This is a genomic window from Bacteroidota bacterium (genome assembly GCA_030706745.1).
In the GTDB taxonomy this organism is placed as follows: domain Bacteria; phylum Bacteroidota; class Ignavibacteria; order Palsa-1295; family Palsa-1295; genus PALSA-1295.
The window spans coordinates 116,477-132,623 of the sequence record JAUZNX010000005.1 but is presented as its reverse complement, the minus strand read 5'-3'; the positions used below and the strand labels follow the sequence as shown (position 1 = coordinate 132,623).

8 protein-coding genes are annotated in these 16,147 nt (G+C 55.1%); 3 read left to right on the top strand and 5 right to left on the bottom strand.

Translation table 11 applies throughout. From position 1 onward, the window contains the following. Positions 1–22 precede the first annotated feature (22 nt). Entirely contained in the window at positions 23–3,088 is a 3,066-nt protein-coding gene (locus tag Q8902_07960) for a S8 family peptidase (GenBank protein MDP4199490.1), read from the top strand. 6 nt (positions 3,089–3,094) lie between these two features. Here Q8902_07960 and Q8902_07955 read toward each other — a convergent pair whose 3' ends face one another. Further along, positions 3,095–4,036 (bottom strand): PfkB family carbohydrate kinase, encoded by a 942-nt coding sequence (locus Q8902_07955; protein MDP4199489.1) that lies wholly within the window; start codon positions 4,034–4,036, stop codon positions 3,095–3,097. 180 nt (positions 4,037–4,216) lie between these two features. On the opposite strand from Q8902_07955, the gene Q8902_07950 reads away from it, so the two are divergent. Together Q8902_07950 and Q8902_07945 are read left to right on the top strand one after the other, a co-directional pair. Then, entirely contained in the window at positions 4,217–6,742 is a 2,526-nt protein-coding gene (locus Q8902_07950) for a patatin-like phospholipase family protein (GenBank protein ID MDP4199488.1), read from the top strand. A gap of 8 nt (positions 6,743–6,750) precedes the next feature. After that, the gene (locus tag Q8902_07945) at positions 6,751–7,452 is read left to right on the top strand and encodes an SDR family NAD(P)-dependent oxidoreductase (protein ID MDP4199487.1); all 702 of its coding nucleotides are present in this window, start codon (positions 6,751–6,753) and stop codon (positions 7,450–7,452) included. A 123-nt stretch (positions 7,453–7,575) separates the two neighbouring features. Here the strand turns inward: Q8902_07945 and Q8902_07940 are convergent, their stop codons facing one another. The 4 genes from Q8902_07940 to Q8902_07925 all read right to left on the bottom strand — a co-directional run bounded on the left by Q8902_07940 (position 7,576) and on the right by Q8902_07925 (position 16,142). Next, positions 7,576–8,577 (bottom strand): hypothetical protein, encoded by a 1,002-nt coding sequence (locus Q8902_07940; protein ID MDP4199486.1) that lies wholly within the window; start codon positions 8,575–8,577, stop codon positions 7,576–7,578. 600 nt (positions 8,578–9,177) lie between these two features. Further along, positions 9,178–10,137 (bottom strand): hypothetical protein, encoded by a 960-nt coding sequence (locus Q8902_07935; GenBank protein MDP4199485.1) that lies wholly within the window; start codon positions 10,135–10,137, stop codon positions 9,178–9,180. A gap of 459 nt (positions 10,138–10,596) precedes the next feature. Next, the gene (locus Q8902_07930; protein MDP4199484.1) at positions 10,597–11,685 is read right to left on the bottom strand and encodes a hypothetical protein; all 1,089 of its coding nucleotides are present in this window, start codon (positions 11,683–11,685) and stop codon (positions 10,597–10,599) included. 569 nt (positions 11,686–12,254) lie between these two features. Then, positions 12,255–16,142 (bottom strand): AAA family ATPase, encoded by a 3,888-nt coding sequence (locus Q8902_07925; protein ID MDP4199483.1) that lies wholly within the window; start codon positions 16,140–16,142, stop codon positions 12,255–12,257. Positions 16,143–16,147: the final 5 nt, after the last annotated feature.

The following is a 16,147-nucleotide window of genomic DNA, read 5'->3' as shown; positions in this document are numbered from 1 at the left end:
GAAAAGGATAAGGGGATGAAGTATGAAGTATGATGGGAAGAGCGTATTTCAGAGATTGGGCCGAGCGATTCTGCTGCTTATTTGCCTTTATCCTTTATCCCTCATCCTTCACCCTTCCGAAGCAATAGCACAGGGGAACGCGCTTCCTGGCACAATCGCCATTCGCATCACGTCGGCTGCTGAGGCTGCCATCTCCGAGGCCTTCGCGCAAGCAAGACCCGTTGACGACCCCACCTTCCGCCATGCCGATATTTATTCCGCATCACTCTCGGATGACTCGATCGTTCGAAGCCTCCTCGGCCTGCCGGACAATTTTCACGGACTGAGACTTCGTCCATACTATCCAACTCATTCGATAGCATTCGAGGATATCCGCGAACGGTCGAACCCCGGATTGTTCGGTGAAAGAGATGGGACGGATGGGCCGTATGGGACCGAGCTGCTTCGTTCGACTGAGGAAAAGCTCTCGCGGTGGCTCGTCCTTTCATTTTCAGATTCGCTCACTCCGGAGGTGGCCGTGCAGCTTGCCCGGAAATCTCCCTCAATCGAACTGGCGGAGACGCGCTCTGTGCGCAGGCCACTGTTTACGCCGAATGATTCGCTCTTCAGCCAGCAATATGGTCTCGCCCTGATCCATGCCACCCAGGCCTGGGACATTGTCCGATGCGATTCGACGATGCTGCTGGCCGATGATGATGTTGGTACCGACTGGACACATGAGGACTTAGCCGCCAACATCGCCATCAACTGGGGCGAGACTGGCATCGATACAAATGGCGTCGATAAGCGCGCCAATGGTGTCGATGACGATGGCAATGGCTTCATCGATGATTGGCACGGATGGGATTTTGATGGAGCCTATGGTGATACTCCGGATAATGATCCGCGCTCACCTGACAATCATGGCACGCACACAGCCGGAATCATGGCGGCCGTTGGTAATAATCATAAGGGTATTGCGGGCGTCGCATTTGGAGCGCGCCTGCTGCCTATCAAGACGGCGTGTGATAATTGCGCTGGTTTGGATTTTGGGTTTCAGGGTATTATCTATGCCGCGGACATGCATGCGAAAGCGGTGAACTGTTCGTTCGGAGGATCCAACTTCTCGCAGGCCGAGCAAGACGCGGTGAACTATGCATTTGCGAAAGACTGCGCGGTGGTCGCTGCCTCCGGCAATGATGGACAATTTCTCGATATTTATCCGGGCGCGTATCAGCACGTGCTTACCGTTGCCGCAGTCGGACCGGATGGAACGGTCACTGGATACTCGGACTACAATACACATGTCGCCGTCTCGGCGCCCGGCGGAGTGAACTATGATATTATCAGCACCGTGCCGGTAAACTCTTACGCCGGAGAACATGGCACCAGCATGGCATCCCCGCATGCCTGCGGCCTTGTTGGACTGGTACGGCAGCGGTTTCCCTGGATGACCGCCGGGCAAGCCATGCAGCAGGTCCGCGCAACGGCAGTGCCGCAACCAAGTGATGCGACGCGCCACGACCTTGTCGGTCATGGACTTATCGATGCGTACGCAGCGGTCACAGACACGAAAACGTATTCCGCACGCATCGAGAACGTCAGCATTGAAGACGATCTGAAACTCGGCCATTTTGTGGCCGGCGAGAGCGGCGGGATTGTACTCTCGGTGCAGAATTATCTCAAGCCCGTTCAGCAGTTATGGGCCACGCTGGAAATATTTCAGGGCTCGGGAGCCATCACACTCCAATCGAGCACAGTCCAGTTCGGGCAAGTGGGTGAGAACCAAACGGTCCAGAATGCTATGGCTGATCTTCGACTCTCGGTGAGTAATGCAGTCACTGCGAATACATTAGTCACAGTCAAAGTCACGTTTCACGATTCGATCGTCGGCTATGGGCCGGACATCGACTATTTCTCTTTTATCGTCAGTCCGAATTATCTCGACTTGAACGCGAATAACCTGACGGTAACGTTGAGCTCGCGTGGCACCATTGGCTACAACGATCCGGTCACAGACCATGAGGGAGCCGGATTTATCTGGAGAAATGCACCGCCCGCGATCGGTCCACTGGCACGAAGCGTTCTCTTCAATGGCGGACTGATGATCGGAACGGACCCGCAACATTTAGTCGATGTCGTCATCAATCAGTCCGATCAAGATGCGAACCATGATTTCGCTGCCACGGAAACGATCCATTCCGTCACGCCGGACCGTGGCGCAATCCAGGAATTGGTCTGCTCCTATTCTGATTCTCTCGCAGACTCTGTAACACGCGTTGGCGTGAATGTCACGCAACGCGCATACGCGTTTTCGCAGGGAGTTGCCGCCAACGCGGCTATCGTCCAATATGTCCTTCGCAAACAGTCGGGCCTGACCGACTGGCCAGCGAGCGACAGCACTGCCGCTGCACTTTATCTGGATTGGGACATCGGTCTCTCGGGCGCGCTGAATGTCACGCGTTTCGATTCGGCGCAGAATGCCGCAATCACCTATCGAATCGAGCCCAATTATCCGTTCGTCGGCATGAAGGTAATCTCCGCTCTGCCGCCGGGCACATCACTGAACTATCACGCAATCCGGAACGATGGCTCGCAGGGAGACATCAATACCTACGCCGGTGGATTTGACAAGAGCGGCAAATGGCGCGCGATGACCGAATTCTTTAACCCCGCCGGACCTGGCGATATTTCCATGGCTTTGGGCCTCAAGAATCTCCCGATGGCGTCCCGCGATTCCGTTGAGATGACGGTTGTCTTTGCACTCGCCCAAAGTCCGAATCTATTGAAGGAGACCATGGACAGCGCCGCCGCATTGTGGAATGGAGGACCGGCAGCCGTGTCGCCAGAGACAATCTACTCCCTTAATGATCTCGCGATCTACCCCGAGCCATTCCGTGATGCCTTGCACGTCGAATGGCCACAGCAGTCCGGCACTGGGACTCGGGTATCGATTATCGACGTGCTGGGTCGGGAAATAGTCTCGCAACAAGCTCGCGGCAATGGGTGCGACTTCGAATCGTTGCGGCTTGCCCCGGGGGTCTATTTTATCGAAGTCCAGTTGCCCGGCGGCCGACTGACAAAACGAATCATCGCTTCGGGATCCTAAACTGGATCAGGCATTCTCCTCGAAGTCGAACGCGGAGAGCGTTCGCAACAAGCGGAACCGCTCGACGATCTCTTCCATCGTCAGGTCTTCAATGCCTTCGGTTGAGAACTTCGAGCACGCATAGCTTGCCAGCACGGTCCCATAAATCACCGCTCGCTTGGCATCTTCGTAGCTGACGGATTCTCGCTTGGCCAGATAGCCGATAAAGCCACCCATAAACGTATCGCCCGCGCCCGTCGGATCGAAAATATCTTCGAGTGGAAATGCCGGCGCGGAAAAAAGATGCTCGTTATAAAAGAGGAGCGCGCCGTGCTCACCTTTTTTGATGACGACAATTCGGATGTCCCCCGGCGCCAGCATCTGCTGCAACCTTCGGCCTGCCACGATAAGGCTTGGATGATCGATCAGCAAACGCGCTTCGCTATCGTTCAGCACCAGCGCATTGGTATATCGCAAGGTGTTCTCGAGCCCTTCGCGGAATCCGGTGATCCAGAAGTTCATCGTATCCAGCAGTGTGAGTTTTGGCACGCGCTTGAGCTGGCGAATCACATCGAGTTGGAGGTCTGGCTGGATGTTACCTAAAACCAAAAAGCTCGGCGAACTGTACTTGGCGGGAATTACCGGCCTGAAATCGGCGAAGACATTCAGGTTGGTCGCGATCGTATCGCGAGTGTTCATGTCGTAATGGTAGCGGCCATGCCAGGAAAATGTCTTACCTCCCGGGACCACCTCGATGCCGGTCGTATCGATCTCGCGCTTTCGGAACAACTTCCAGGCCCGCTCGGGGAAGTCTTCGCCAACGACGCCGACGACGCCGACACTCTCGGGACTAAAATAACTGGCAGCGAGTGAGATAAACGTGGCGCTGCCGCCGAGCGCATCCTTGCGTGCCGCGAACGGTGTTTCGATAATATCGAGTGCGAGTGAGCCGACAACCAAAAGTGACATTATAAAAATGCTGAGTACTAAGTGCTGGTCCGTTTCCTGCGTTGGAATCTGGCAAAAATACGACAGATACCGATTGCCAACGTTACTAACCTCGGTTTTGTCCTTTGATCTTTTCACGAAAGCGGGCCTCGCACTTCTATGTGAGCTTTGCTGTTTGGGGTGCCGCATCTCCCCCACGTCATGGCCCGCGTCGCTCTACTTCTGATTACTGGATTTTTGATTGGATGCCCGCTACATGCGCAGCCGCTTCCTGAATCCACGCGGCTGCCACATCCGCCGGGGATCGCCCTTGTGCTGTCCGGCGGGGGGGCAAAGGGCTTCTCTCATATTGGCGTCCTCGAGGTCCTCGATAGCGCACATGTTCCGATCGATCTTATTGTGGGCACGAGTATTGGCGCGGCCATCGGCGGACTCTATGCTGCCGGTTACTCACCACAAGATCTGGAGAAGTTTGCCACGACCACGGATTGGCCTGAGATTCTTGGCCTCGAGGACGAAACGCATCGGGCAGAGCGTATCATGTCACAGAAGGATGCAGATCGAGCATTGCTTTCCCTTCGCTTTAAGGGCTTTCTTCATCCGGTGATCCCGCAGGCCATTTCCAGCGGCCAACGACTGACCATGCTTTTGAATTCGATGGTGCTCCGCGCACCGTCCGGCGTACCGAATGACTTCCTTCGCGATCTACGCGTGCCGTTTGCCGCAGTCACGACGGACATTGTGCGCGGTGAGCGGAGGCTCCTGACCAGCGGCGATCTGACCGAAGCGCTTCGGGCCAGTGCCACGCTTCCGCTTCGGTTTAGCCCGCTGCCACAGGATTCGACGATCCTGATGGATGGAGGTCTGATGGCGAATATCCCGGTCGATGTCGCTCGCGGTTTAGGAGCATCGCAAATTATTGTTTCGAATGCGACTGCGCCGTTACGATCCCGCGAGGAGTTGAATACTCCATGGGATGTCGCCGATCAGGTAATTTCGTTGATGATGCAGCGTCAATACGCCTCTGAGCTATTGCAGGCCAACATTATTATCACACCCGAGGCCACTCAACATGGTGACTATGATGCGATCAGCATTGCGGAAGCGATCGAATCCGGGCGCGTGGCTGCTCGTGCGATGTTGACGCGCATTGCAGCATTGGCCGCAACCGATCCACCTGCGACAGTTGCTGCAGGCGAACCCGTCCTCGATTCACTCGTCAGACTTCGCGTGATTACGCGTGGAAGGATAAATTACGATCCCGACTATGCAAAGGCGTGGATCGGCCATCAGCTCCGTTCTGAATCATTGGGCGAACTCGAGCACGCAACGATCCAGGACTACCGTTCTCGCGGCTTCAGCCTTGTTCGAATCGATAGCGTTGTGCTCCATCCTTCGAGCCGGTCTGCCGACCTATTCGTTGATGCCGGTTCGATTGCGAACATTGTGGTTCGAGGCGTTGGGATGACGGAATCCAGCCTGGCCACGGGTGAATTGCCATTTGCCATCGGTGATGTGTTTCGGGCCACCCAGGCCGATCGGGCATTGAAGAACCTTATTGGCACAGGACTCTTCGATTTTGCAATCCTTCAAATTTCCTACGATTCCTTGTGGCCCGGAACGCGGCTTCTCACTCGTGAGGATACCATGCTATCGCCACCATCACGCACTACCCTTCATGGCCCGACCGTGCTCGTCACGGTGCATGCCCGAGCCTCGAATGTCCTTCGTTTGGGAGTTCTGGCCGATAATGAGTTTGGCGCTCAGTTCTCCGTTGAGTTAGCGAATGAGAATATCGCCGGCAGCGGCGTCGAGTATTCGCTCATGGGTAATCTTGGGCCGGCGTCACGCAATGCTTCGCTCACGTTGGAGGCGCCGCGCCTGTTGCGCGGCTTCGCACTGTTGGAGGCGGCGGTCTATACCGGCTATCTCGACATTCCATCCTATTCACTCCAAACGATCACCGAAGATAATCGGATTAGCAGCACCACTACCGATGCCGTGCGTGAAGAACGCGATCTTGGCGTTCGATTGAAAGCTGGCGGGCAGGTCGAGCGGCTGGGCGCAATCACGGGCGAGGTCCGGAGTGAGCATCAGCGCTGGTTCTCCGTCCGCGATCTCGACCCGGTTGTCAATACGCTCCTTCTGAACGCCGTGCGAGGCGAGCTCATCATCGATTCGCGCAATGACGCCTCGTACCCGCACGATGGCACCTTCGTACGAGCCTACGCCGAAACCGGTCAGCCGGTTGCCGGCGGAAGTCCCGCCTATACGAAGCTCTATCTCGACGTGGAACAAGCGATTCCGGTTTCGGGCTTGCACGCAATCGTCCCGCGCTTTCGCATTGGGTTCGCGGATGCAGCGTTACCGCAACTCGAACAGTTCAACCTTGGCGGCATGGAGTCCTTTTATGGGTTGAACGCCTATGAACTCCGTGGCAAACAGATGATCGCCGGGAGCATTACGTATCAGATCGAGATCCCTCATGTGCTTTACTTCCCTACATTCGTTTCCTTCCGGTACGATCTCGGCGAAACCTGGCCGGAACCCGAAGAGATCAAGTGGGAAACGCTCGTCGATGGCATCGGCGCTCAAGTCGGCCTAAAGACACCGATCGGGCTGGCGCGCTTCGGCATCGGCGAGAACTTTCGGTTTGTACAGCTAGGCTCGCACCGGCTTGCCTGGAACACTCCCCGGTTTTATTTTTCTATCGGCTCCAACCTTTAGTCATTCTCATGCATGCACTCATCACCGGAGCTTCTCGCGGCATTGGTCTTGCCATTGCCGAGCGGCTCGCCACGCAACACGGAGCACAGCTTTCGCTGTGTGCTCGAAGCGAACCGGACTTGTTGGCCGCTCGCAACGGGATTGAGTCCAGAACATCGTCGAAGGTATTCACCGCCGTCTGCGATGTCACGAGCGAACGCGATATCGCGCGATTAGCCGAAGACGCTCAGAAAGCATTCGGCCCTATCGACTTACTCGTTAATAATGCGGGCATCGGTATCTTCCGCCCTGTCCAGGAGATGACCTCCGTCGAGTTCGATCAGGTCCTTGCCATTAACCTGCGGGGCGTATTCCTGATGACGCAAGCGGTGCTCCCGCAGATGAAGCAGCACAAGAGTGGTACGATCGTCACCATCGGATCGCTGGCCAGCAAGAACGGATTCGCGGGCGGAGCAGCATATTGTGCTTCGAAGTTCGGCGTGCGTGGCCTCATGCAATCGCTCTTTCTCGAAGTGCGAGCCTTCGACATTCGTGTGATGACAATCTTCCCAGGCACTGTCGAAACCGAGTTTTTCCACTCGAACGAACCTTCGAAGATTACGCGGCCCCTGCAGGCTGAAGACATTGCGGAAGCTGTTGCCGCTGTGATTCATCTGCCGCCGCGTGCAACCATCTCCGAACTCGACATTCGGCCGACGAATCCGAAATGAGGACTGCCAGAACCCCCGCTCCGCATCGCACGGCTGATCCCATTCTTCCAAAATAAAAAACCTCCGACGCGTTGCGTCGGAGGTCTCTGTTCTTCTCTCTTTCTCTCTGTAGGAGCCCGCTGATTAATTGTGATAGGTAAGAGTCATCAGCGAGCGCGTAAAATCTTCCTTCGTAAAGTTGGTACCATCGGTCGTCACGTTCCAGACATCGTACTCTTTCGCGAATCCGACGCCATACGAGAACCACTTGGTCTCAGTGATCGGCATGTTATATCCGCCAGAGTTATCCGGAGTTTTGATATCGAGCTGCGCCGTGGATGCGAAGGTCCCCGCCGGTACCGTGAGCGATACGTTCGCGTTATCGACGTTGATGGAAGTCTGGCCCCAAATCAGATCGTAGACCCAATTGATATTCGCTCCCGTCCCGTTGGAGTTCGTATTGTTCAGGAAATCCTTTGTGAAGACGCAACGCGATTGCGACAGCTTCGTCGAGCCGGGGAAACATTCCCAGACAAAAACGCTATCGTTGCGCGATGATGCAAACAGCGTATCAGTCTGCCAAACGTATGAGCTGGTGTTCGTAAAATCATCCGCAAGCGTACGGACACGACCAACGACGCCGGCAAGGATGGTATCGGTCGAAACCGGACGCGGCTTCTTGAGCATGTTGACCATCCCCATGACCTGCGCATTGCCATCGACGAACGCACCGTTCGAGCTCTTGCCGTTCGCGATGTACCACATGTCGATTTGGTTGCGACCGGCATAGGCTGCACTCACACGATACGTAATAGCAAAGCGATAGAGTGAATCGCCATTTGGTGCGAGTCCACCATAGCCAAGTGTCCGGACAGTATCCGGCGCACCGACGAGCGTCGTGATCGTCCCGTTGCTATTATAAATGTTTTCAATATTAGAGAACGCGTAGGTCCAGCCCGCACTCTTCTTATAATAGTAATCGCACATGTTATCCGACGCAAGCGAGCCGTGGGATGCACCTGTTGCAACCGGTCCGTTTGGCGTAACAGAACATGAGCTGAGAGTGAGGCAAAGGGTCAGGCTCAGCGCGAATCCAGCACAGCAGAGTGCCACGCTGGCTAACGATAGTGATCTGGGGGCTTTCATGGCTTAGGTTCGTTGTAATAAGGAAATCGTCCAAGAACTTGGGACTGAGCGAAACCCAGACTGCGGGCAAGCAGTCCGGACTCGGCAGTCCAATCATCATTCATTCTATAACAGGCAAACAAACCAGCAAGACTCACCGAATCGCGCGCCAAGATTGCGCGCCGAGTCCCACCAAGGCTCCGCATAACATTCTTTCCCGACTGAGCTCGACGGGGCCGGCCTACGGCCAAGTCCGCCTTGCAAAACGGGCAGATAAACTCTCCATCGTTACCGATGTATGAGCAGGATGGACAAGACTTTAACATGCCTACAATATAAAGTCGGTTCTGGCACCGGGACTGACAGCTCATGCTCAAAGCTTGCTATTATGCGATAATTTCGTGGAAGCCACGAATTTTTGTCAAAACAGGCGATTGCCACCCCTAAATTATTTGGAAATTCTCAACTTTTCTCGGATCCATTTAGGTGCTCCATTGCAAAGTGAAACGTCGAGGTCCCATGTGTCCGGAAATGAGATAACCGGTTCAAAAGTGAACAGCCCCTGACGCATCGCGCAAGGGGCTGTTCTTCAAATTCTCGGTATGGGGCTGTTCGGAGGAGCTAATTGTGGCTTATGGATACCAGCGACCGGGCAAAATCCTGTTTATTGAAGCTGTTGCCATCTGTGGTCACGTACCACCAGTCGTACTCATAGACGGGACCATAGAATGCCGCGTACCACTTATTCTCGCGATTAAAGTCCTTATCTTCGATTTCGGACGTTTGCACACTGATATTCACACAATGCGAAAATGTGCCGGCAGAAGTCGTCCTCGAACAATCTTTATCAGCGACCCTGTAATAGGTCCCATAATTTGGGGCATTAATGATGTCGTATCCCCAGCTATCGTTTGTTTTGAAATCGCGAAGGAACACCCGTCGGGACTGCACTTTGGTCGTCGATCCGGGCAGGTATTCCCAAATAAAGACCGTATCAAGTCGCGATGTGACCCAAAGCGTGTCCTTCTGCCACATATACATATTCGATGAGTTATTCGAAAAATCATCGACGATTGTGCGGACGCGACCCACGAGGCCGGCCAGGATTGTGTCCGTCGAAACCGGGCGAGGCTTCTTATAGTATGTAACCTCACCCTGAAGGGCGGCGTTGCCATCGACGAACGCGCCGTGACTATCGTCATCCCCTGTGGCTGGGATATAGTTGATATCAAGGAATGGCCGGCCCGAATAATTACTGAGAATTCGGTATGTGATTTCCATCCGGAACAAGGAATCACCATTCGGCGCAAAGCCATCAAAACCCATGGTCCGCACGGTATCCGGGGCCCCAGTATACGTATGAGCAAGATTTCCGCGCTGATCGTAGATGTGTTCCACGTTTTGGTAGACGTAGGTCCATCCCGCATCGCGCTTGTAAAAATAATCCGACATATTTGTCGAACCAAGGGCGCCATGCTCGGCCCCAGACATGGCCGGACCGCTCGGGTCAACTGAGCATCCGCTAGCGGTCAAGAGAAGTGCTCCGGCAACGGCCACGAGCATGAAATGAAGAGTTTTCATACTGAGAAAAAAGTTGAAGAAATTAACTCGGTTTTGCTTTCGGGGAATTGGCTTCAATAGCCCAGCCCATGGCAAAGGGCGGCTCGGCAGAAAAATGCGAACATGCTCACCATCGTTCCTCAATGGCAAGTTGAACAGCATTATAAATATAGTGCCAGGCCTGTCACGGAGCGTGACACCTCATGGATCTCGTTCGCCACGGGATTGAATAATACGTTAATAACGCCTGCAATCGCCACTAATGCTTAAGAATGCCTGACGGAGGAAGGACAAATCAGCCGTTCGAAAGAACGGTATATCCATTACAGGCTGCATGTGCGCTTCGCCGACTGTATCAAAACGACACAGACTGTACAGAAATAGAAAAGTCCTGACGCATCGCGTCAGGACTTTTTCTTCTCTTTCTCAATTACGCTCGCCTACGATGAGACGATATGTTTGGTGGGGGGATGGTAAGAGTTAGTTGTGAGTCACCGACACCAGCGAGCGTGAAAAATCTTCCTTATTAAAGCTATTGCCATCGGTGGTCACATACCACCAATCGTATTGGTATACGGGCCCATAGAAGCAAGCGTACCATTTGTTCTCGCGATTGAAGTCCTTATCTTCGATCTCCGTGGTCTGGACGGCAACATTCACGCAATGGGAAAATGTACCAGCCGCCGTCGTCATCGAGCAGTCTTTATCATCGACGAAATAGTAGGTGCCGTAGTTCGGCGCGTTGATGATATCATACGCCCAAGAATCATTGTTCTGGAAATCCCGAAGGAAGAGGCAACGCGATTGAACTTTGGTCGTCGTTCCGGGCAAATACTCCCAGATGAAGACCGTGTCGAGCCGCGAAGTGACCCACAGGGTATCCTTTTGCCAGGTATAGGAATTCGCGGAGTTGTTTGTGAAATCATCAACCGTCGTTCGCACTCGGCCGACAAGCCCAGCGAGGATGGTATCGGTCGAGACCGGTCGCGGCTTTTTCAGCAGCACGGTTTCACCGGTGAGCCCCGTCACACCGCCATCGACGAACGCGCCGTTGGTTGAATTCTTCTTGGTCGATGGAATGTAATAGACGTCAAGATACGGAAGCCCTGCATAGGTGCTGAGGATCCGGTATGTGATTTCGATGCGGAAGAGCGAATCTCCGTTCGGAGCAAACCCATCGAAGCCCATGGTCCGAACAGTGTCCGGCGCGCCAGTGAGCGTATGAACTACCGATCCGTTCGTATCGTAGATCTTCTCCACGTTCTGGTACACGTAGGTCCAGCCCGCATCGCGCTTGTAATAGTAATCCGACATATTCGTGGAGCCTAAGAGTCCGTGCTCAGCTCCAGACATGGCCGGACCAGCCGGATCAACGGAGCAGCCGGTCGTTGTGACACTCAAAAGCCCAATCACTAAAGCAAGAAAGGTAAGGGTCTTCATATTAAGACCGGAGGCGCGATTGCCGGAGGAACGCCGCGGTTTACCGGCAGCAAGATCGGCCTTGCAAAACGGGCAGACGTGCTCGCCGTCATTGCCGATATACGAACAGGATGGACAGGATTTCAACATATTCTATTTTACTGAGAAAGAAGTCAGTGGAAATTCCACTCGGCGAACAACTCACCTCGTGGTTTTTCTATGTTTTACAATATACTCTCAAGTCTGTCAGCAAAGCTGACACCTGACCCTAAATTTGATGAATTTCAGAATGTGCTGAATTCAACCTGCAATCGACACTTTTACTTTCTGAAATGCCCGATTATGCTACCCAGCAATGTCACCATAATTCCATTTTGGAATCATGTGTCGTCCGCATGTGCTGTTATGGTACATAATGCAATTTCTTGTGGCCACTCTTTTGCATGGCATACCGCATACGGTTCCGGTGTGAATAGATGGTGTACGGATTTGAACTTCACACCGCCCGCACTGGCGGGGCTTTATATTCATCACCCCTTAACCAGCTTCGGCGTCTCTCGGGTGGCGAGATGCGATGGTAGTAGACACTGCTGGTAGGCTCTCAAATTTAGTTGCCCGTTGAGCACGAACAAAGAACTTCGCTCGATGAGAATAATTATACTTACACGGAAAATTTCTCATTCACGCGCGAATTCCGCCCGGAACAAGAACATTTTTGCTCACTCCACCGCCACGCCGGTAGTCAAATCGGAATAGAGCGCGAGCAAATCCGCGGAGGGTTCGGATTTGAATTCGAGCTTGAGTTTTTGCGAGTAATCCGAAAATATCTTGGCGAGTTTGCCGGTCTGCCGGCGTCGGGCGCTGACAATGAGCAATCCACGGAGTGCCTCTTCATCGAACTCGTCGAGCGCAAGGAGTTTGTGGCACATCTCTTCGACGCGATCGAATAGGCCGCGCTCGAGATCGGTCTGGATGAGCCGGAGCGCTGCCGTGCGGCGGAGCGTGGCGAGCCGCGAGCGCATGCCATCGATCCAGGGACCATAAATCCCTTCGAGAAACGGTCCGCCGTCCGTCAGGCGAACAATCTGCTCGTAGTGAAATGAGACGGAAAAAAGTGCGTTGCGTTTGCGGGCTTGCCGCGCGTCTGCGTAATGCCGGAGCACGAGTTCGCAATCGGTTTCGACTGTCGGAGAGAGCTGATAGCCATCTTCGGTGAGGATAATGGTTTCGGACCCACCCAAAAACGCGCGCGCGCGCTTGACAGTCGTATGCACGGCGTTACCGGCGCCGGCGCCGTCTGGTCCGCCAATGCCATCAGGCCAGAGCCGATCGATCAGCGTTTCGCGTGAGATGCCACTTCCGGCAAATCCTTTGGAGGAGGTCCGAGAGTCCACGGCCTCGGCGCGCATTGTCACGAGCAATGCAATCAATTGCCGGACTTTTGTCTCGCGGTCACGCTCTCGTTCTCTGCCTTCTCGTCCATCGCGATCGCGGCCATCGCGTTCACGTCCATCGCGGCCCGAACCGTTCTCGTGGAAGCTATCCTCCATTGTGTCGAGCCGCTCGATGGCTAACGATCCGAATGTGCAAATGCGGATCGTGGCCGAATCCTCTGATTCACCATTCGACTCCTGCACCGTTGCGGATGTGGAAAGCGCGGTTGGCGAGCGCCATTCGTTTTGCTTCGGAATGGAATCTTCAAACTCTTTCTGGATTCGCTCTCGCAGTTCGGGCGCGTCCCATTGCTCGGCAAGCGAACGAATATCGGCAACACGATTGGCAAGATGCGCACGAATACTCTGACGCTCGTTCCCATCGCGCGCCTGTCCCAGGGCCTGCCGGAGCAATCGGGCCTCGGCCAGCGCAAAGCGGAGAAAATAGGGATTGCGCTCTTTGTAGTCCGGCCGAAGGTTCTCCACTTCACGCCGCGCTTCATCGATCCGTCCAAGTCCGGCGTAGGCACCGATCAACGCGGTGCGAGCGGTGCGCCTGGCCGTGAGTTGTTCCCCGGCTAACTCGATCGAGGCGGTTGCCACCGCAAGGGCATCCTCGTAGCGTCCCAGGCCGACGAGTGCCAGTGCCTTTTCATTCTGCGCCCAGGCCGCGAAGGACTCATGGTCGTGGCTGCGTGCGAGCTGGATCGCCTCTTCGGCAAATTCGAGTCCCGCGTGGTAGCGACCCAAAAAATTCATCGCGGTCGCGCGGCCTTCGATGAGTGATATTCGTTGGAGTAAATTCGGTGACTGGGCCACGACGCGCGCATCTTCGACCAGGGCCGCAAGTTGTTGCGAGCACTCACGGACTTTTTCCGGGTCCTGCGTAACACCGGCGATGATCATGCGCCAGAGATTACTCATGATTTCGGCAAAGCGAATGCCGTAGCGGCGTCCATTCTGAAGTCCGAGATCGCAGTAGCGCGCCGCGGATTTGAGATCGCCGGTGGCGAAGGCGGCGAGCGCTGCTTGTACCAGGAACATCGTCTCGACCAGCGTATTGCCCCGCTGCTTGGCGAGCGCCATGATCTGTTCGGTCAGCTCGCTGGCTTGCGCGTTCTGATCCTGTTTCAGCTTGCTGTTAACGGCGACGCGGTAGTAGAGCGAATACTCATCGAAGCGCGACTCGGCGAGCAACTGCGCCACGGGCATGCCTTCCTCGATGAGTGCATCGGCCTCGCGGAGCCGGCCGGAATTCAGCAGCGCCTCGCCCTTGGTACGCACTAAAAGTGTAAGCAGCCGCGCCCGCTCCAAATTTGTTTCCGGCACTGAGGAAAGTGCGGAGCGCGCCTCAGCGGCCCACCGTTCGAACTCCGCGTAGGATGTGCGGCCGTGGTGCAAGATCGCCCGCATGCAGGCGACTTTGCCTTTAGCGATCCCTTTTAGTATTGGAGAATATATGGCGGACGATTGAATAAACTTGTTGAGGACCGCCGCGTGCTCCAGATCTCGCTCCGCTTCGATGGGGGACGTTGCGCGCAACGCTTCGACGAGTAGACTGTGCAACTCCAACAAGTCACTCATGGCCGCTTCGCTCAGATCCGGGCCGAAGCGCCAGGTGATCTCATCTCGAATCGGACGCAGGGCCATCAGCAGACGCAAGCATTGTTGCGGCTCCTGCGACCAAAGCGATTTGACGACACCGGTCGACCAATGGAGAAAATACTCGGCCCGCTCCGGCATCGTGGACGATCCATCACCCGCGGCGCCCAGCTTCGAAAGCGTGAATGGAAGTCCGGTGACCGTCAGGAATGCGCTGCTATAGAGCGGCAGCCGGTCGCGCCCGGCTATCCAGACGATCGCCAGCACCAAATCATGCTCGCGCACTACACTGCCCCGCGCCTGATCGAGCACCGTATTCCAGAAATGCTGGTGCGAAAATTCATAGCATCCGTTCGACGATCGATCATCGAGTGGGGATGACCGGTCCTCGATCGGCTCGGCGGACAATACGATCGAGGGCGTGGCCCGGCGAATAATCGATTTGAAGGTTAGCAGATCGATCGACCGCTGAAAAATTTCGTCCGAAAGATCTTGCGCGCCAAGACGATACGTCAGTACTTTCCGGAGCAAATGGAGATCGAACTGCTCGCCGAGCAGCGCGGCATGGGCGATCACGATTTGCTCGTGCTCGTTCAATCGTTCGAGCTCCCGCTGGAATCGGACGAGGGCTTCGGTTTCACCGGCATCCTGCGTCGCTGCTTCCAACTCCGCGTGCTCGTCCTCCATCCAATGACCCTGATCGTACTGGACAACGCCGGCAGAAACGAGTTGCCGCAGCATCGTGCGCAGCCGAAGCGGCCGGCCCGATGTCCGGTCGCGAATGGTCTCGATCAGCCGTTCACTCGGTGCGATTTCAAACAACATCTGGAACATCCGCCCGACGTCACTCGGTGGCAAGTCTGTGAGATTCAGGATTTCACTTGCGCGTTCTTCGCGTAGCGCGATCTCCCGCATCAGATGCTCGGAGCCGTAGCCGCGCGGATGCTCGCTCCTTCCGGAAGTGCGGCCATCCGAATTTCGTCCGGTGCCGGAGCTGATATGGGTGCGCTCCGTAAGAATTACAAATTTCGATGCTGACGACAGACCAAGAAAGAACTGATCGAAAAGCGGAAGGTCTTCAATATTATGGACATCCTCCAGAATGATGACGAGCGGATATCGCCGCGCCAGTTCGGTCATCGAGTCGAGCAGTATCTGGAGTGCGGGAGGACCGGACTCGGTTTCGAGCAGCAGACCAGACCCGGAGGAATTAGCCGTCGCGGTTTCGCCCTTCAAGATACGAAGGCTGCGTAATAACTGCGCGAGGTGCTCCTGGTGTGCTAATGTTGCGCCGAATGCATTGACAATCGGCTGCAGGGCGGCGGCATTCCCTTCGAGATAGCGGGCATGCACAATCGTACACGACTCCCCATACTCCCGAGTCAGATAATCTTCGAATTCGCGCACCAATCGCGATTTTCCGCCGCCGGACTCCCCAGTAATCAACGCATACTTCGACTCGCCTTCTTCCAGAAATTCACGAAATAGCCCCGAAAGACGACGCAACTCCCCTTCCCGACCCACAAAGGGCAGGATATTCTGATTCAAATACTTATGACATAGGGAATTCATGCAAG

Bases quoted from the DNA above. Each gene is read 5' to 3' on its own strand.
- Q8902_07955 (MDP4199489.1), bottom strand. From the start codon at position 4,036: ATGTCACTTTTGGTTGTCGGCTCACTCGCACTCGATATTATCGAAACA.
- Q8902_07945 (MDP4199487.1), top strand. From the start codon at position 6,751: ATGCATGCACTCATCACCGGAGCTTCTCGCGGCATTGGTCTTGCCATT.
- Q8902_07960 (MDP4199490.1), top strand. From the start codon at position 23: ATGAAGTATGATGGGAAGAGCGTATTTCAGAGATTGGGCCGAGCGATT.
- Q8902_07940 (MDP4199486.1), bottom strand. From the start codon at position 8,577: ATGAAAGCCCCCAGATCACTATCGTTAGCCAGCGTGGCACTCTGCTGT.
- Q8902_07930 (MDP4199484.1), bottom strand. From the start codon at position 11,685: ATGTTGAAATCCTGTCCATCCTGTTCGTATATCGGCAATGACGGCGAG.
- Q8902_07950 (MDP4199488.1), top strand. From the start codon at position 4,217: ATGGCCCGCGTCGCTCTACTTCTGATTACTGGATTTTTGATTGGATGC.
- Q8902_07935 (MDP4199485.1), bottom strand. From the start codon at position 10,137: ATGAAAACTCTTCATTTCATGCTCGTGGCCGTTGCCGGAGCACTTCTC.
- Q8902_07925 (MDP4199483.1), bottom strand. From the start codon at position 16,142: ATGAATTCCCTATGTCATAAGTATTTGAATCAGAATATCCTGCCCTTT.